Origin of the sequence: Streptomyces sp. NPDC052496 (assembly GCF_040679095.1) — a bacterium.
GTDB lineage: Bacteria > Actinomycetota > Actinomycetes > Streptomycetales > Streptomycetaceae > Streptomyces.
Genome location: NZ_JBFAUH010000020.1, coordinates 171,269 through 189,337, shown reverse-complemented (window position 1 = coordinate 189,337; position 18,069 = coordinate 171,269). Strand labels below are relative to the sequence as shown.

The window sequence follows — 18,069 nt, the reverse complement described above, 5'->3', positions numbered from 1 at the left end:
CCGTCACCCCGCCCAACGAGACCACCGCCCTCACCCTCACCTGGCCCTGGGGCCCCCTCACCCACCAGGACGGCGCCACCCACCCCGCCACCTTCGTCCACCCCATCGGCTGACCGACACCACCCGCACCACCAGGACCGCTAGGCGGGAATTGCGTAAGGCGTTACGTAGATCGCCCCTGAACGGCACGCGTACGGCGCCGTACGGCTGAACATGGCGAACGTCGACCTGTGCCGCCTGGCGGCACCCGAGAATGGAGAGGCCTGCTGGATGAAGATTCGCCGCGCCCTGACGGCCGCCGCAGCGGCTGTTGTGACAGCGCCCGCCGCCGTACTGGCTGCGCCCGCCGCCGCGTTCGCGACGGAGCCGGCGCCCCAGGCCGGTCCCCGCACGCCCGACGCCGGTGGTTCCGACGGTACGGATCAGCCTTGCGCGTTCGCGTCCGACCAGTTGCGCGCGGCCGTTCGCGGGCTGCCGTCCCAGCTGGCCGCGGGCGGCGCCTGGGCCCCCTTCTCCCTGACGCTCACCAACACCACCGGCAAGCCTCTGGAGGAGGTCCAGCCGTTCCTGCGCGTGTCCTCCGCCCAAGACGTCGACCGGCCGGACCGGGAGCTGGAGACCGAGTACCGCGACGCCAGGACGGGACAGTGGAAGTCCTTCCATGACGCGGAGCCCGCGGAAGTGTTCGGCTCCTTCGCCGTCGGTCCGCACGGCTCCGTCACGCTCCAGCTGCGCACCCGCGCGGTCAAGACCGCCGAGCCCGGTGCCGGGTACGCGCTCACCGCCGCTGACTTCCGCAACCGCGACGGTTCCTGTGGTTCGGCCAAGGAAGCCTGGTACGACTTCACCATCCTGCCCGCGGGCGCGAAGCCGACGCAGTCCCCGGCCACCGGGACGGGCGACACCGCCGGGACCGGCCGGAGCGCCGCGTCCGGTGGCGGTACGGGCGGATCCGGTTCCGCCGGTGGCCTCGGCCCGCAGGGGGGCGCCCGCCTCGCCGCGACCGGCTCCTCGTCCACGCTCCCGGCGACCGCTCTGATCGGCGGTGCCGCGTCGGTGGCCGGCGCGGGTGTGGTCATCGGCGTGCGTCGCCGCAGGGGCGCGGCCGGTCCGGGCAGCACGGACGTCGCCGCGCAGGACCACCGCTTCCTTCCCCTTCAAGAACTGACAGCCAGGATCCACGACCTGTAAGTCGGCGGCACCGGAAGCGCAGGCTCCGACGATCCGAAGAACCGGGAAAGAGATCTCCATGAAACTGCGCCGCGCCCTGTCGGCACCGGCCGCGACGGCCGCCCTGCTCCCCGTGGTGCCGGCCGCCGCGCCCGCCTCCCAGGCGGTCCCTGCCGCGGACCTCCCGAAGTGCTCCGACATGGGGAAGCCCGCCGAGAACGCCTTCGTGGGCCGTACGTTCGGCATCCCCGTATCGGTCACGCTCGGCGCGGACTGGTCGGCCTACACCGCCACACTCACCAACGCCTCGGCGAAGGAGCTGAAGTCGTTCAAGCTGACCGCCAAGTTGGGCAGTTACCGCTACAACCCGGGCGAGCGCGACCTGGGCTCGTACGGCGATCTTCAGTACTGGGACACCTCGCAGCGCGCCTGGAAGACGCTGCGCCAGGCCGATGGAAAGGCCGGCGGCACCGCCCCTGCCCCGAAGACGCTGAAGCCCCGTGAATCCGTCCATGTGCAGCTGCGCTTCAAGGTGCGCAAAGACCTGCCCATGGACCACACGTACGACGCGTTCACCGGCCTGACCGGCACCTACGTCGACCGTTACCACGACACGGACTGCACGGCCCGCGGCGACGCGGACGGCGGTTTCTCCCCCGGCGAGGGCTGAGGCCCGCGGAGAGGGCTGCCGCCGTTGCGACCCGGAGAATACCGCGAGCCCCCTCCCGGCGATCTGCCGGAAGGGGGCTCGGTGGCGTGCACGCCGGGTCGGCTCAGGCGGTCAGCCGTACGTCCGAGGCGGCTGCCGGTGCGGCGTCGGCCGTCTCTTCAAGGCGGCGCGACGCGTCCGTCACCTCGGGCGCGGCCGCGAGCTGCCGGCGCGCGACGGCCAGGGCGTCCTCGGTCCTCCGGGTTCCCGTCGAGATGCACAGGGTGTACGAGACGTCCTCCAGCCGCTGCCGCGAGGCGGGCGTGCCCTGCTCCGCATGGAGCGCCCGCAGCGTTTCGTACTGCTCGACAAGATCCCGCAGGATCGCGGGGTGGGCCATCAACACGGTCTGTCCCTCCATGGTCGTCAGGGTGTGCAACACACCGGAGTGTCGGTCAACGGCGTCAGGCTTCGGCGCACAGGCCCGTACGGAGCTTGCCGAGGGTGCGGGCCAGGAGCCGGGACACATGCATCTGGGAGATGCCGAGTGCTTCCCCTATCTTCGACTGCGTCATCTCCTGGCCGAACCGCATCTCGATGATCTGGCGTTCGCGCTCGTCCAGTTCCTGGATCAGCGGGGCGAGGGCGTGCAGGTTCTCGACGGTCTCGATGGCCGGGTCGGTCTCGCCCATGGTGTCGGCCACGGTACGGGCCTTGCCGCTCGCCGGGCCGTCCTCGGACTGCTCGTTGGGCGAGTCCAGGGATCCGGCGGCGTAGCCGTTGGCGGCGACGAGGCCGTCCAGCACCTCTTCCTCGGTGATCTTCAGGTGGGCGGCGAGGTCCTTGACCGTGGGGTCGCGGTCGAGGGTGCCGGCCAGCTGCTCCTTGGCCTTGGCTATCTCCACCCGCAGCTCCTGGAGCCGGCGCGGGACGTGCACCGCCCAGCTGGTGTCGCGGAAGAAGCGCTTGATCTCACCGACGATGTACGGCACCGCGAAGGAGGTGAACTCCACCTCGCGGGACAGGTCGAACCGGTCGATGGCCTTGATCAGGCCGATCGTGCCGACCTGGATGATGTCTTCCATCTCGCCGCTGCCGCGGTTGCGGAACCTGCTGGCGGCGAACCGCACCAGGGACAGGTTCATCTCGATGAGCGTGTTGCGCGCGTACTGGTACTCGTGTGTGCCTTCTTCGAGCTGGCCGAGCCGCTCGAAGAACAGCTTCGACAGCTCACGCGCGTCCTTGGGAGCGATCTTCCCCGCGTCCTCGACCCACGGCAGTCCCTCGGCAACGCCCCGTGTCTCGCTCGCCGGCTGGTCCGTACCGGCCGTCTGTCCGAGCTCCACAGTCTGCACTGCTGCCGTTGTCATGACTCGCCCTTTCCTGCGTCGACGACGATGTGAGGGTCCGGGTTCCCAGATCGACACCACTCATTCCTCACAGATCAAAAACAGTCGACGCAGGTCGTGCCATGAGTGGCGCGATACAGACCGGCGAGCGGGACGGTAGAGGCATTGGTCCCGAATTCCGCGACTCCGACAAGGACGGCAAACCGCTCCGGGCGCGGAGCGCGTCTCAGGAAGAGGGGGCTGCCGGCCGGGGCACCTCCGGGGGCGTCTCGCTGAACGCGTCCGCCGGTATGTTGGGCATGGCCTGACTGGTGATCCGGTAGCGCCCCTCCAACGCCCCCTCGGCGCAGGTCACGTGGACGGTGAGCGGCCCGGCCCACTCGTAGTCGTGCTCGGCGGCGTGCCGGGCCAGGACGTCGGTCAGTTCCTGGCCGATCCGTCCGTCACGCTCGCCGAGCTGCTCGTGTACGGCGGTGGCGAGTTCCACCTTGTAGGCGTTGGGGACCAGGACGCGGTGCGGGCCGCACACCACGGCGTGGCTGTCGCATTCGCGTCGCAGGTCGTCGCAGAGTTCGACCGGGTCGTTGCCGAGCACCTTGTCGACCAGCGCGCTCTCCCAGTGCTCCACCGTCTTTTCCATGCGCGTGAGCATTCCCATGCCGCGCCGGGTGCCCGGTTCGGGGTATCCCATTCAGAGCCCGGGCGGTGGTGCGGAGGACCGTCGCGCGCTACGGGTGGCGGATCTCCGGGGGCGCCGGAGGAGCGGGAGCCGCGGGAGCCGCCGGGGTCTCGAAGGGCGGCGGCTCCTCGGCCGCCGTCTTCGGGCGGGCCGGCCGCGGCACGGACGGCGCCGGGGGCGGGGTGGGTGCGGCGGGCTCGGGGGCGGACGGCCGGGGCGGCGCCGGGATCCGGACCTCGAATTCCGCGTGCTCGGAGGGTGTGGAGGGTGTGCTCATGATGTTTCCCCTTTCGAGAGTTCGGCCAACTTCGACCGTTTTGGAGCGGTTTACGCCGGTTCGCTCAGCTTGAGAAGGTCTCCACTGGATTGAGGCGGCACTCAGCAGAGGGCGCCGCGCGCCTTCCGACGGCCCCTTACCGCGTGACGCGCCGGGCGAACGACCGCATGGCGAGCCATACGAAACCCGCCGCGCCCACGAAGAGGGCCAGCAGGAAGGCCCAGGTGGGCATGTGACCGATCTGGGGTGTGAGGACGGCGCGCAGGCCCTCGTTCATGTAGACCATCGGGTTGAGGAGTACGGCGTACTGGAGCCAGGGGGTGTTCTCCAGCGCGGTCCAGGGGAAGTAGACGCAGCCCAGCATCATCGCGGGGAACATCACCAGGGTGAACAGGACCTGGATCTGGCGCGGGTCGATGCGGGTGGCCAGGTACATGCCGATCGAGGAGGCCAGTACCGCGCCCGCCAGCAGGACCAGGACGAGCATCGGCCAGTTGGCGACCTGCACCGCGGGCCCGTGGCCCTGGGCGTGCACGAGCAGGACGACGGGGAAGACCAGGAGGCCGGCGACCAGGCCCTCGACGACGGCCGAGAGGATCTTCTGGAGGCCCAGCACCCGGACCGACACCGGCGCGAGCGCCCGGTCCTCGATGGCACCGGGCCCGGACAGCTCCATGACCAGGGGGAAGGTCACCGCGGCCATCGCCTGGAGGACCATGGAGGAGCCGACCAGCCCCGGCACCATGATGGTCGAGAAGGCCGCTCCCCCGGGTCCTGCACCGCCCGCGCCGACCTTCGGCAGCACGTAGGCGAAGACGAAGACGAACAGCAGCGGCTGGATGACGATACGGACGGCGCTCATCACGAAGTTGCGCCGCAGCACTCTGGCGTCGCGCGCCATCATGGCCGCGAAGGTATGCAGGGTACGGGTCTTGGCGGCCGGTGCCTCGGTCAGCACGGTGGTGGTCATTCGCGGAACTCCCGTCCGGTGAGCGTCAGGAACACGGTTTCCAGGCTGGGGCTGATCCGGGAGGCGTCGACCACGGTCAGTCCGCTCTTGGCGGCCAGGGCCACCAGGTCGCTGAGGACGCCTTCGGGGTCGGCGGCGAAGACCCGTACCTGTCCGTCCGCGGCCTCCACACGGTCGGCCCGCGCCATCGCGTGGACCGCGGCGAGGTCGAAGGTGCCGCCCTCGTAGACGACGGTGACGACGGTCTCCGCGCCGATCGACTCGCGCAGCGCCTTGACGCTGTCACAGGCCAGCACCCGGCCGTGGTCGATCACGGCGAGCCGGTCGCACAGCGTCTCGGCCTCCTCCATGTAGTGCGTGGTCAGCAGGATCGTCTGGCCCTCGGACTGCAGGCCGCGCAGGATGTCCCAGAGGTGGATGCGGGACTGCGGGTCGAGCCCGGCGGTCGGCTCGTCGAGGAAGAGCACCTCCGGGGCGTGCACGAGGGCTCGCGCGATCATGACGCGTTTGAGCTGGCCGCCGGAGAGTTCGAAGACCCGCGCCCGGGCGCGGTCGGTCAGTCCGAAGAGGTCCAGCAGCGCCTGCGACCTGGCGCGGGCGGCCCGGCGGCCGAGGCCGAAGTACCGGCCGCGGAACTCCAGGTTCTCCGCGACGGTCAGCTCGATGTCGAGGGTGTTCTCCTGTGCCACCACGCCGATGCGCCGCTTGACCGCCACCGCGTCGGCGGCCACGTCCAGGCCGCAGACCTCAGCGCGGCCCGCCGTGGGCCGGACCATCGTCGTCAGCATGCCGATGGTGGTGGACTTGCCGGCGCCGTTGGGCCCGAGCAGTCCGAAGAACTCCCCCTTCTCCACGCTCAGCCCGAGGCCGCGTACGGCCTCCGCCGTGCCACCGCCCGGCCCTGGGTAACTCTTGCGCAGACCGTCGGCGTGGATCGCCAGATTGCCGGACATCCGGGCACCTTCCTGTTGTCGCCGCCCCGTCGGCGGGGCCGTTGTCGCGGGGTATCGGGTCATGTCCTGTGGCTCGCGTCCTGGCGGAGGGCACCGTCCGCCGCCGGGTCGGACGCGGATCCGCCGTCCGCCGCCGGGCCGTCCGGCGGGTCGATCCGGAGCCGGCCGATCCGGCCCGCGGGTTCCGCGGCGACCTGCCGCAGTACGCCGGTCAGCTGGGCGGCGAGGGTCTCGACGGTCCGCCGCTCGTACACGTCGGCGCTGTACCAGACGACTCCTTCGACACCGGCCGGGCCACTGTCAGGATTGCGCAGCTCGCGCAGGGTGACGGCCAGTTCGCTGCGGGCCGCGCCCCGGTTGCGGTGGGCGGGCCGCAGCGGCCGCGCCGTCAGCCCCGGCAGGTCCCAGGGCGCTTCGGGCAGGTTCTCCATACCGGTGATCATCTGGAACGGCCGGTGTCCGAGACGTTCCTCGACGAGCTGGGACGGCAGGTCCTGGTGGGCGTAGGCGGCGAGGTCGGTTTTGCGGACCCGGCGTACGAGTTCGGCGAAGGCCGGGTCGCCGCCCGCGTCCGCGCGGAGCACCAGGTGGTCGGCGAACAGGCCCACGACATCGCTCGTCGTGTGGTCGGCCCGGCCGGCGGAGACCGTGCCCATCGGTACGTTGGTCGCGCCCCGCCGCGCCCACAGGGCGGCGATGGCCGCGCGCAGCACCATGAACAGCGTGGCCCGCTCGCGCCGGGCGGTCTCCAGCAGTGCCCGGTGGGTGGCCTCGTCGACCGTGAAGGTGACGCTGCCGCCCTGGCCGGTGGGGTGGGCCGGCGGTGTCCGGTCCCAGCGCAGCAGGGGCTGTTCCGGCAGGTCGGTGAGTACGTCGCGCCAGTACGCGAGGCGGCGCGCGAACGGGCTGTCCGGCTCGTCCAGGCGCGCTGCCTGTTCGTGCAGGCGTACGGCGAAGTCGGCGTACTGGACGGGCAGCGGCGTCCACCGGGGTGTGCCGCCGGCCGCCCGCGCGGCGTACGCCGTGGACAGGTCCCGGGCGATCAGCCCGGCCGACCAGCCGTCCGCGGCGATGTGGTGCACCACGATCTGGAGGACGTGGTCGTCGGGGGCGAGGGCGAAGAGGGACGCCCTCGCCGGTGGCCCGGTGGCCAGGTCGAAGGGGCGGGCGTGGTCCGCGTCCAGGGCTCCGGAGAGTCCGTCCTCGGTGACGGTGACGACGGTCAGCGGTGTCCGGGCGGGGTCGGTGACCTCCTGTCCGCCGGTCTCCGGGAAGCGGGTGCGCAGGGCTTCGTGCCGGGCCGTCACGTCGTGCCAGGCCGCTTCCAGCGCGTCCCGGTGCAGCGGGCCGGCGAGGCGGACCGTCAGCGGGATGTTGTACCTGCTCGCGCCGGAGAGCATGGTCCGCTGGCCAGGGGTGAGCGGTATGACGTCGGGGCGGGGCCCGGCGGCCGGCCCGTCCCGGTCGCCGGTGCCCGTCAGCCGGGTGGCCAGGGCGGCCGGGGACGGTGCCTCGAAGAGCACCCGCACTTCGAGGTCCTTGCCGAGTACGGCCTGGACGCGGCCGGCCAGGCGGGTCGCCAGCAGCGAGTCACCGCCCAGGTCGAAGAACCCTTCCTCGGCGCCGACGCGGGCCAGGCCCAGGACTTCGGCGAACAGGGAGCAGAGGATTTCCTCGACGGGTGAGCCGGGGCCGCGTCCGCTGTAGCCCGTCGGGTGGTCGGGGGCGGGCAGGGCGGTCCGGTCGACCTTGCCGTTGGCGGTCAGCGGCAGCTCGTCCAGGACGACCGTCACCGAGGGCACCATGTAGTCCGGCAACCGCTCCGCCGCGAACTCCCGTACGCCGGAAGCATCCCCGACGACATACGCCACCAGCCGCTTGTCCCCCGGCCGGTCCTCCCGCACGACCACAGCCGCCTGCTCCACCCCCGGACACTGCCCCAACGCCCCCTCGACCTCAGCCGGCTCGATACGGAAACCCCGCACCTTCACCTGATCATCCGCCCGCCCCAGGAAAACCAGCTCACCCTCGTGATCCCAACGCACCAGATCACCGGTCCGGTACATCCGCCCACCACCGTACGGACACGCCACGAACCGCTCCGCGGTCAGTGCCGCACGCCCCAGGTAACCGCGCGCGACACCCTCCCCCGCGACGTACAGCTCACCGGTGACCTCGGGCGGGACCGGCCGGAGCGCCGCGTCCAGCACGTACACCCGTACCGCGTCGCGCGGCCCGCCGATCGGCAGGACGGCCGGGGCGGGCGTGCCGGGTCCGACGGCGAAGGTCGTGGCGCAGAGGGTGGTCTCGGTCGGCCCGTACAGGTGGCTGACGGTGATGTCGGGGCAGGCGTCCCGCACGCCGGCGACCGCCTCGGCCGGGACCGCGTCCCCGCCGGTCAGGACGTGCCGCAGGCCCGCGAAGCACTCGGGCGTCTCCTGTGCGAAGACGCGGAAGAGGCCGGCCGTGAGGTGCACGGCCGTCAGCCGGTGGTCGGTGACCAGGCGGGCCAGCGCCTTCGCGGTGAGGTCGGCCGGGGGTGCGAGCACCACCCGGCCGCCGTTGAGGAGCGGCACCCACAGTTCGAGGGTGGAGGCGTCGAAGGTGTGCGGGGCGTGGAAGAGGATGCGCCCGGTGGCGATGCCGTCCCAGCAGGTGTCCTGGGCGAGGGCGGCGATGTTGCCGTGGGTGGCGACGACGCCCTTGGGGGTTCCCGTGGAGCCGGAGGTGTACATCACGTACAGGCCGGAGTCGGGGGTGACGGGGGCGGTGAGCGGGGCGCCGGAGCGGTGGCGCAGGGCGTCCTCGACGTCGGTCTCCGTCAGGACGACGGCGGGCGTGGCGTCGTCGAACAGGGTCCGTACCCGCTTGGCGGGCTGTGCGGTGTCCACCGGTACGGCGACGGCACCGGCCTTGGCGATGCCCAGCAGCGCCACGACGAGTTCGGGCGAGCGGGCGAGCGTGACGACCACCCGGTCCCCCGGCCGGGCGCCCGACGCGCGCAGGTGGCGGGCGACCTGGTTGGCCCGGGCGTCCAGGTCGCCGTAGGTCACGGTGGTCTCGCCGGACTCCAGGGCGATGTCGTGCCGGTGCTGCCGGACGGTCCGTTCGAAGAGGGCGGTGACGGTCGTCGGCGCGGTGCCCGGCGCGCCGGTGTTCACGCCGCTCAGCAGCCGGTCCCGTTCGCCGGGCACCAGGAGGTCGATGTCGCCGGCGCGCACGTCCGGGTCGGCCACCAGCTGTTCCAGGATGCCGGTGAACCGGGCGGCTAACAGTTCCGCGCTGCGAGTGCTGATCAGTTCCGGGCGGTGGGTCAGGAGGAACAGCAGCTCGGGGCCCGGGAAGACGGCCAGGCTGACCGGGTAGTGGCTGACGTTGTGCCCGCGTACGGGGGTCAGTTCCAGCGGCGGTCCGCCTTCCTCCGCCGCCAGCTCGCCGCGCGGGTAGCTCTCGTAGACCAGCAGGCTGTCGAACTCGGCTCCGGGGCCCGCGGCCCGCTGGATCTCGCTGAGTCCCAGGTACTGGTGGGCCATCAGGGCGCCCTGGCGGGTCTGCACGTCGGCGAGCAGTTCGCAGACCGGCCGGGAGGCCGGCAGGCGGACGCGTACCGGAACGGTGTTGATGAAGAGGCCCAGCATGGACTCGACGCCGCGCAGCTCGGCGGGCCGGGCCGCCACGGTCGCGCCGAGCACCACGTCGTCCCGGCCCAGCAGGCGGCCGAGGAGCAGCGCCCAGGCGCCCTGGACGAAGGTGTTGGGGGTCAGGCCGTGGCGGCGGGCGAGTTCGGTGAGCGCCTCGGTGGCCGGGCGGTCCAGCTTCGCGTGGACCTGGCCGTGTCCGGCGGCGGACTGCTGCCGGCCGGCGGCCGGTGCCAGCAGCGTCGGCTCGCGCAGCCCGGCGAGGTCGGCCCGCCAGGCGGCGCGTGCCGACTCCTTGTCCTGGGCGTTCAGCCAGCCGAGGTAGTCACGGTAGGGCGTGACGGGCGGCAGTCCTGCGGGGTCGCCGCCGGCCTCGTAGAGGGTCCACAGCTCGTGCTGGAGGGTCGGCAGCGACCAGCCGTCCATCAGGATGTGGTGGTTGGTGAGGATCAGCCGGTGCCGGTCGGGTCCGAGCCGGAGCAGGACGAGCCGGAGCAGCGGCGGTACGGCCAGGTCGAAGCGCCGGGCGCGTTCCTCGTCCGCGAGGCGTCCGGCCTCGGCGAGGGCGTCCTGGGGCGGCCTGCCGGACAGGTCGACGTCCCGCCAGGGCAGGGTCACCTCGGCCGGGATGACCTGGACGGGGTGTTCGAGGCCCGGCGGCTGGCGGAAGCAGGCCCGCAGGGTGGCGTGCCGGGCCACCAGGGCCCGCCAGGCCGCCTGGAGCGCGGCCGCGTCGAGGTCGCCTCCGATGTCCAGGACGTCCTGGACGACGTAGGTGTCCTCGGCCTGTCCGTCGTACAGGGAGTGGAACAGCAGTCCCTCCTGCAGCGGCGTCAGCGGCCACACGTCTTCTATGCGGCGGTCCACGGCATTCCTCCTCCACCGGGTGCTTCGTTGAAGTCGTCCTCCAGCGCCTCCAGCTGACCCAGCGTCAGGTCGACCAGTGGCAGGTCGGAGGGGGTCAGGCCGCCCGCGTCCGGTGTTTCGGAGAGTGCGGCCAGGCCGGCCAGCAGGCCGGTCCAGCGGTCGGCGAGCCGGACGGCGCCGTCCTCGGTGAGGACGCCTTCCAGCCACGACACCAGCAGCACCAGTTCGGGGCCGCCGTCGCCGTCGCGGACCAGGCCGCCGAACTCCAGCGCGTGCAGGGCGGGCAGCTCCGGGTCGGCGTCGGCGCCCATGGAACGGGGGCCGGCCGGCTGCCAGTCGCCCGTGTCCGGGCCGGCGACGGCGAACCGGCCCAGGTAGTTGAACCCGGCCGTGGGCGCGGGCAGGGCGTCCCCGTACGGCTGGGCGGCCTGTTCCCTGACCCGTTTGAGCAGCCGGCCGGCGGCCGGGCCGCCCGCGCGCACCTCGTCGAAGTCGGTGCCGCCGGCGTCCAGCCGGACCGCGCGCAGCGTGGTGAACCAGCCCACCGTGCGCGACAGGTCCAGGTCACCGTCGCGGCCGTGCCCTTCGATGTCCAGGTCGACCGGGCCCGGCCGGTCCTCGGTGAGGGCCGCGGTGAGCGCGGCGAGCAGGACGTCGCCCGTCGTGGCGTGGAAGGCCGCGGGGACGGTGGTCAGCACGGCGGACGCCGTCCGCGCGGGCACGGTGAAGGTGCGCTGCCGCAGCTGCCCCTCGGTGCCCAGTGCCGGGCCGGCGGGCCGCTGCGGAGCGGTCGCCGCCTGCCGGGCGTAGGTGCGGAACGAGGCGGCGACCGGGGCGAGGCGGGTGCCGGGGTCCGCCCAGGCCGCGGCGAGGTCGGGCAGCAGGATGCGCCAGGACACCGCGTCGAAGACGAGGTGGTGGACGACGATCGCGAGCCGTCCGGGCCGTCCGCTGCCCCGGTCGAACCAGACCGCCCGCAGGGTGGTGCCGGTCCGCGGGTCGAGGCGGCCGGACGCGGCCCGCGCCTCGGTGTCGATCAGCTCCTCGAACGCCTGGTCCGTCAGGCCGGTGGCGTCGACGCGCCGGACCCGGTCCGTCACGGGTGCCGCGTCGCCGACTTCCAGGTACGGCTCGGCGCCGTCCGGGACGACCAGCCGGGCCCGCAGCATCGCGTGGTGGGCCACCACCGTCTCGACGGCCCGGGTCAGCCGGTCCAGGCCGGCGTGGGCGGGGACGCGTACGACGGTCCACTGCGCGAACCTGGCGGCCAGCGTGGCCGGTCCGCCGCGTGCGGTCAGCTCCCGCATGACCGGGGTCAGGGGCACGGCTCCGTGGCCGTCCTCGTGCTGGACGTCGTCCTCCGTGACGGGCCGGGCGACCAGGGCGAGGGCCTCGGGCGTCTTGTGCTGGAAGATGTCCGACGCGCTGATGCGGTACCCGGCCTTGGCGGCCCGGGCCACGAGCAGCAGGGAGATGATGCTGTCCCCGCCGAGTTCGAAGAAGCCGGCGTCCGCGGCGACCGGTTCTGGCCCCGTACCGGCTTGCGCGTCCGGCGTACCGAGGCCCAGGAGGTCGGCGAAGAGGTGGCAGAAGAGCGTTTCGAGCGGGGTGCGGGGCGCGCGTCCGGCGGAGGCCGTCGGGTGGTCGGGGGCGGGCAGGGCGGTCCGGTCGACCTTGCCGTTGGCGGTCAGCGGCAGCTCGTCCAGGACCACCGTCACCGAGGGCACCATGTAGTCCGGCAACCGCTCCGCCGCGAACTCCCGTACGCCGGAAGCATCCCCGACGACATACGCCACCAGCCGCTTGTCCCCCGGCCGGTCCTCCCGCACGACCACAGCCGCCTGCTCCACCCCCGGGCACTGCCCCAACGCCCCCTCGACCTCAGCCGGCTCGATACGGAAACCCCGCACCTTCACCTGATCATCGGCCCGCCCCAGGAAAACCAGCTCACCCTCATGATCCCAGCGCACCAGATCACCCGTCCGGTACATCCGCCCACCACCGTACGGACACGCCACGAACCGCTCCGCGGTCAGTGCCGCCCGCCCCAGGTAACCGCGCGCGACACCCTCCCCCGCGATGTACAGCTCACCCGGCACCCCCACCGGGACGGGCCGCAGGAACCGGTCCAGGACGAACACCGTGAAGCCGGTGCGCGGACGGCCGATCGGCAGGACGGGCGGTGCCGGCGTGCCGGGTGCGACGGTGTGGGTGGTGGCGCAGAGGGTGGTCTCCGTCGGCCCGTACAAGTGGTGCACCGCGGCCTGCGGGCACGCTTCGGTGACCCGGGCGACGGCCTCGGCGGGCACCACGTCGCCGCCGGTCAGCACGTGCCGCAGGCCTGCGAAGCACTCGGGCGTCTCCTGCGCCAGCGCCCGGAACAGGCCGGCCGTCACATGTACCGCGCTCACCCCGTGCTCCGCGACGAGCCCGGCGAGCGTCCGGCCGTCCATGTCCACGGGGGGCGCGACCACGACGCAGCCGCCGTTCAGCAGCGGCACCCACAGCTCGAAGACGGACGCGTCGAAGGCGTGCGGCGCGTGGAACAGCACCCGGCCCGTGCCGATGCCGTCCCAGCACGCGTCGCGCGCTAGGGCCGCCGCGCCGCCGTGGGTGACCGTCACGCCCTTGGGCGTCCCGGTCGAGCCGGAGGTGTACATGACGTACAGGCCGGCATCCGGCGTCACATGTGCGGGTGACGGGGACGCGGGGAAGCCTTCCAGCGCCTCCCGCGTCCCGGCCTCGCTGATCACCAGCGCGGGGGCGGAGTCCTCCAGCAGGAACCGCACCCGCTCGGCGGGATAGCCGGTGTCGACGGGGACGAACACGGCTCCGGCCTTGGCGATGCCCAGGAGTACGGTCACCAGCTCGGCGGTCCGCGGCAGCATCACCGCCACCCGGTCCCCCGCGCCGACGCCCTTGGCGTGCAGGTGGTGCGCGAACCGGTTGGCGCGCGCGTCCAGTTCCCGGTAGGTCAGGGTCAGCGCGCCGGACACGACGGCCGGTGCCTCCGGGTGGCGGGCCGCGGCCTCCTCGAACAGGGCGGGCACCGTCCGGCCGGCGGCGCCGGTGCCGGGCGTGCCGACGTTCACCCCGGTGACGAGGTGCTCCCGCTCCCCGTCCAGGAGGATGTCCAGATCGCCCACCCGGGCCCGGGAGTTCCCGGCGAGCCGGCCGAACACCGCTTCCAGCCGCGCGGCCAGGGCCTGTGCGGTGGCCGGGTCGAAGAGGTCGGTGGCGAATTCCAGCAGGCCGTCGAGGCCGCCGCCGTCCGGGCGCTCGCGCAGCACCACCGACAGGTCGAACTTCGAGGAGGCCAGCCCCACCGGGACGGTCTCGGCGCCGAGGCCGGGCGCCGCGAAGGCGGTGTCCGGCGCGTTCTGGAGGGCGAAGGCGACCTGGAAGAGCGGGTGCCGGGCCAGTGAGCGGACCGGGTTCAGTACGTCCACCAGGTGCTCGAAGGGCAGGTCCTGGTGGGCGTACGCGGCGAGGTCGGTCTCCCGTACGCGGCCGACCAGTTCGGTGAAGGACGGGTTGCCGCTGACGTCCGTACGCAGTACCAGCGTGTTGAGGAAGTTGCCCACGAGGCCGTCGAGGGTGGTGTCGGTCCGGCCGGCGATGGGCGTGCCGAGCGGGATGTCCTCGGCGCCGCCCAGCCGGGAGAGCAGCACCGCCACGGCGGCCTGCGCGACCATGAACAGCGTGGCGTCACATTCCCTGGCGATCTCCAGGAACCGCCGGTGCACAGCGGCGTCCACGCGGAACGGGAGCATGGCGCCCCGGTGACTGGCGGTGGCCGGGCGGGGCCGGTCGAAGGGCAGCTCCAGCTCTTCGGGGAGGCCGGCGAGGGTGTGGGTCCAGAAGGCTAGCTGCTTGCCGAAGAGGCCGTCCTCGGTGTCCCGGTCGAGCAGGTCGCGCTGCCAGAGGGTGAAGTCGGCGTACTGGACGGGCAGGGGCGCCCAGCCGGGCGCGCGGCCCTCGGCGCGCGCCGTGTAGGCGTTCGCGAGGTCGTCGGCCAGGACGCCCATGGACCAGCCGTCGGCGGCGATGTGGTGCACCACGATCATCAGGACATGGTCGGCGGGCGTGACTTCGAACAGGGTGACGCGCCAGGGCAGTTCCGTTTCGAGGCAGAACCCTTCGGCGGCCTCTGCGGCCAGGGTCGCGTCCACCGACTCCGCGGTGACGGCGGCCACCGGGATCCGGGCCGGTACGGCTGCCAGGATCTCCTGGCGGGCACTTCCGCCGTCCCCGGGGTAGCGGGTGCGCAGCGTCTCGTGCCGGGCCACGACGTCGCCCCAGGCCGCCTCCAGCGCCGCGATGTCCAGGTCCCCGGTCAGCCGGACGGCGAAGGGGATGTTGTTGGTCGGGCTGGGCCCTTCCAGGCTGTGCAGGAACCACATGCGCTGCTGCCCGAACGACAGCGGCAGCGGGTCGGGGCGTTCGGCCGCGGTCAGCGCGGGCCGCACGGATCCGTACGCGTCCAGCCGTCCGGTGAGCGCCGCGACCGTGGGCGCCTCGAACAGCGCCCGTACCGAAAGTTCCGCGCCCAGCGCGGCCCTGATCCGGCTCGCCAGCCGGGTGGCCAGCAGCGAGTCCCCGCCCAGCGCGAAGAAGCCGTCGTCGATGCCGACCCGGTCCAGGCCCAGCACCTCGGCGAACAGCCGGCACAGGATCTGCTCCTGCGGTGTGCGGGGTGCGCGGTCCGTGGCGGCCGCCGCGTAGTCGGGGGCGGGCAGGGCGGCCCGGTCGACCTTGCCGTTGGCGGTCAGCGGCAGCTCGTCCAGGACGACCGTGGCCGACGGGATCATGTAGTCCGGCAGCCGTTCGGCCGCGAACTCCCGTAGCGGCGAGGCATCCCCGACGACGTACGCCACGAGCCGCTTGTCGCCCGGCTGGTCCTCGCGTGCCAGCACCGCGACCTGCGCCACGCCGGGGCACTGCCCCAGGACGGTCTCGATCTCGGCCAGTTCGATCCGGAAGCCCCGGATCTTCACCTGGTCGTCCGCCCGCCCGAGGAAGACCAGACGGCCGTCCCGGTCCCAGCGCACCAGGTCGCCGGTCCGGTACATCCGCCCGCCCCCGTACGGGCACGCCACGAACCGCTCCGCGGTCAGCGCCGCCCGCCCCAGGTACCCGTGCGCGACACCGCGTCCGGCCACGTACAGCTCCCCCGCGACACCCACCGGAACCGGCCGCAGAAAGGCGTCCAGGACGAAGACCCGTACACCGTCCCGGGGCGCCCCGATGGGGAGGGTCGACGGCACCTTCTCTCCGGGGGCGAGGGTGTGCGTGGTCGCGCACAGGGTGGTCTCCGTCGGCCCGTACAGGTGGCGCACCGTCACCCCGGGGCAGGCGTCCATGACCGTGGCCACGGCTTCGGCGGGGACCACGTCGCCGCCGGTCAGGACGTGCTGGAGGTCGGTGAAGCAGTCGGGCGTCTCCTGCGCCAGCACCCGGAACAGCCCGGCGGTCACATGGACGGCTGTGAGCGCGTGCTCGCCGATCAGACGGGTCAGGGCCGCGCCGTCCAGGTCCGTCTCCGGCGCCAGCACCACGCACCCGCCGTTCAGCAGCGGCACCCACAGTTCGAACGTCGAGGCGTCGAAGGCGTGCGGGGCGTGGAACAGGACACGGCCTGCCGCCCCGATGCCGCCCCAGCAGGAGTCCAGCGCCAGCCCGGCGACGCCCCCGTGGGTGGCCACCACGCCCTTCGGCTCACCCGTCGACCCGGAGGTGTACATCACGTACAGCGGCGATTCGGGCGTGACCACGACCGGCAACGGATCGGCGGCACCGTGCTCCACGGCGGCTTCGCGCACCTCCCGCTCCCCCACCACCAGCACCGGAGCCGCATCCGCCAGCAGCCACCGCACCCGCTCCGCCGGGTACGACAGGTCCACCGGAACGAAGACGGCGCCCGCCTTGGCGATACCCAGGAGCGCGACGACGAGCTCCGCCGAGCGGGGCAGCGTCACACCCACCCGGTCCCCGTTGGTCACCCCACGCGCCCGCAGCACACTGGCGAATCGATTCGCCTGCGCCTCCAGCTCCTCGTAGGTCAGGGAACCGGCCTCCGACACCACCGCCATCTCGTGCGCGTACCGGCGCGCGGTCCGCTCGAAGAGGCCGGTGACGGTCGCCGGCGCGGCGCCCGGCGCACCGGTGTTCACGCCGCGCAGCAGCCGCTCCCGTTCGCCGGGCACCAGGACGTCGAGATCGCCGATCCGGGTGGCCGGGCCGGCGGCCAGCTGTCCGAGGATTCTCACCAGGCGGTCGGCCAGGAGCTGTGCGTCGGCGCGGGTGAAGAGGTCGGGGCGGTAGGTCAGCCGGAAGCGTTCGGACATCGCGGTGAACGTCAGCGGGTAGTGCGCGGCGTCCCGGCCGCCGACGCTCGCCAGGTTCAGGTCCCCGGAGACCGTCCGCGCGGTGGTCCCGGTCAGGTCGAGGAGGTCGACGGGGTAGTTCTGGAAGACGGTCAGGGTGTCGAACAGAGTCCGTGTCCCGGCGATGTTCTGGACCTCGGCCAGGCTCAGGTGTTCGTGCGGCAGCAGCGCCGCCTGCGCGTCCTGGAGGCGGGCCAGGAGCTGGGCGACGGTGTCGGTGGCCGACCAGCGGGCCCGTACCGGCAGGGTGTTGATGAACAGGCCGACGGTGGTGTCGATGCCCGGGATCTCCGGCGGGCGCCCGGCCGTGGTCCCCCCGAAGACCACGTCGTCGCGTCCGGTCAGGGTGCCGAGCAGCACGGCCCACGCGCCGCGCATCACGGTGCTCATGGTCACGCCGTTGCGGCGGGCCAGCCCCGCGAGGTCCGTCACGAGAGGGGCGGGCAGTTCGACCCGTATCTCGTCCGGGTCGACCGGCGCGCGGTTGCCCGTCTCCGGCGCGACCAGGGTGGGCTGCGCCCCGTCGAGCGCTCCCCGCCACGCCTCGGCGGCGGCCGCGCCGTCGCGGCGGGCCAGCCAGGCGAGGTAGCTGCGGTACGGGGTGACCGGCGGCAGCGCGTGTTCGTCGGCGCCGTTGCGGTACAGCTCGACCAGTTCGTCGGCGATGATCGAGGTGGACCAGCCGTCGCAGAGGATGTGGTGCACGGTCAGCACGACGCGGGTGCGGGTGTCGCCGACGCGGACGGCGGTCAGGCGCAGCAGGGGCGGTGCCGCGAGGTCGAAGCGCCGGGTCCACTCGGCGCGGACCGCCTCGTCCAGGGCGTCGGCGCGCCGGCCTGCCGGGACGTCCCGCAGGTCCAGTTCCTGCCACGGGAGGTCCACGCGCTGCGGGACGACCTGTACCGTCTCGCCGGACTTCAGGGTACGGAACCCGGCCCTGAGGGTCGGGTGCCGGCGCAGCAGCGCGTGCCCCGCCGACCTGAGGGCGTCCGTGTCGAGGGGGCCGTCCAGGTCCAGGACCACCTGGCCCCGGTAGATGTCCGTGGCCTCGGCGTCGTACAGGGCGTGGAACAACATGCCCTTCTGCATCGGCGCGAGCGGCCATATGTCGGCCAGTCCGGGCTTGCTCAC

General features: G+C 73.0%; 10 protein-coding genes and 1 pseudogene. 3 read left to right on the top strand and 8 right to left on the bottom strand.

What is annotated here, in order from left to right:
• From AB0L45_RS25990 to AB0L45_RS25980, 3 genes and pseudogenes are all read left to right on the top strand, one after another.
• Positions 1-113: pseudogene (locus tag AB0L45_RS25990) on the top strand (DUF4232 domain-containing protein); the annotation flags it as partial.
• A gap of 157 nt (positions 114-270) precedes the next feature.
• Positions 271-1,191, top strand: coding sequence for a hypothetical protein (locus AB0L45_RS25985; protein ID WP_365843885.1), 921 nt, complete (start codon positions 271-273; stop codon positions 1,189-1,191).
• A 58-nt stretch (positions 1,192-1,249) separates the two neighbouring features.
• Complete coding sequence (locus AB0L45_RS25980; RefSeq protein ID WP_365843883.1) at positions 1,250-1,840, top strand: hypothetical protein; 591 nt, start codon at positions 1,250-1,252, stop codon at positions 1,838-1,840.
• A gap of 103 nt (positions 1,841-1,943) precedes the next feature.
• Here AB0L45_RS25980 and AB0L45_RS25975 read toward each other — a convergent pair whose 3' ends face one another.
• The 8 genes from AB0L45_RS25975 to AB0L45_RS25940 form a co-directional block, all read right to left on the bottom strand.
• A complete protein-coding gene (locus AB0L45_RS25975; protein ID WP_365843899.1) occupies positions 1,944-2,225 on the bottom strand; it encodes a DUF5133 domain-containing protein in 282 nt (93 codons plus the stop codon).
• Between the two features lie 58 nt (positions 2,226-2,283).
• The gene (locus AB0L45_RS25970) at positions 2,284-3,189 is read right to left on the bottom strand and encodes an RNA polymerase sigma factor SigF (protein WP_365843881.1); all 906 of its coding nucleotides are present in this window, start codon (positions 3,187-3,189) and stop codon (positions 2,284-2,286) included.
• Between the two features lie 205 nt (positions 3,190-3,394).
• A complete protein-coding gene (locus AB0L45_RS25965; protein ID WP_365843879.1) occupies positions 3,395-3,808 on the bottom strand; it encodes a DUF3662 domain-containing protein in 414 nt (137 codons plus the stop codon).
• A gap of 88 nt (positions 3,809-3,896) precedes the next feature.
• Positions 3,897-4,124 (bottom strand): hypothetical protein, encoded by a 228-nt coding sequence (locus AB0L45_RS25960; protein WP_365843877.1) that lies wholly within the window; start codon positions 4,122-4,124, stop codon positions 3,897-3,899.
• Positions 4,125-4,260: 136 nt separating this feature from the next.
• The gene (locus AB0L45_RS25955; protein ID WP_365843875.1) at positions 4,261-5,094 is read right to left on the bottom strand and encodes an ABC transporter permease; all 834 of its coding nucleotides are present in this window, start codon (positions 5,092-5,094) and stop codon (positions 4,261-4,263) included.
• Positions 5,091-6,047, bottom strand: coding sequence for an ABC transporter ATP-binding protein (locus AB0L45_RS25950; protein ID WP_365843873.1), 957 nt, complete (start codon positions 6,045-6,047; stop codon positions 5,091-5,093). The genes AB0L45_RS25955 and AB0L45_RS25950 overlap by 4 nt, the downstream gene beginning before the upstream one ends.
• A gap of 59 nt (positions 6,048-6,106) precedes the next feature.
• A complete protein-coding gene (locus AB0L45_RS25945) occupies positions 6,107-10,552 on the bottom strand; it encodes an amino acid adenylation domain-containing protein (RefSeq protein ID WP_365843871.1) in 4,446 nt (1,481 codons plus the stop codon).
• Positions 10,537-18,069 (bottom strand): amino acid adenylation domain-containing protein, encoded by a 7,533-nt coding sequence (locus AB0L45_RS25940; protein WP_365843869.1) that lies wholly within the window; start codon positions 18,067-18,069, stop codon positions 10,537-10,539. Before AB0L45_RS25940 ends, AB0L45_RS25945 begins: the two co-directional genes overlap by 16 nt.

Excerpts from the sequence above, each read along its gene's own strand:
- AB0L45_RS25985 (WP_365843885.1), top strand. The coding sequence starts at position 271 with ATGAAGATTCGCCGCGCCCTGACGGCCGCCGCAGCGGCTGTTGTGACA.
- AB0L45_RS25980 (WP_365843883.1), top strand. The coding sequence starts at position 1,250 with ATGAAACTGCGCCGCGCCCTGTCGGCACCGGCCGCGACGGCCGCCCTG.
- AB0L45_RS25970 (WP_365843881.1), bottom strand. The coding sequence starts at position 3,189 with ATGACAACGGCAGCAGTGCAGACTGTGGAGCTCGGACAGACGGCCGGT.
- AB0L45_RS25965 (WP_365843879.1), bottom strand. The coding sequence starts at position 3,808 with ATGGAAAAGACGGTGGAGCACTGGGAGAGCGCGCTGGTCGACAAGGTG.
- AB0L45_RS25960 (WP_365843877.1), bottom strand. The coding sequence starts at position 4,124 with ATGAGCACACCCTCCACACCCTCCGAGCACGCGGAATTCGAGGTCCGG.
- AB0L45_RS25955 (WP_365843875.1), bottom strand. The coding sequence starts at position 5,094 with ATGACCACCACCGTGCTGACCGAGGCACCGGCCGCCAAGACCCGTACC.
- AB0L45_RS25950 (WP_365843873.1), bottom strand. The coding sequence starts at position 6,047 with ATGTCCGGCAATCTGGCGATCCACGCCGACGGTCTGCGCAAGAGTTAC.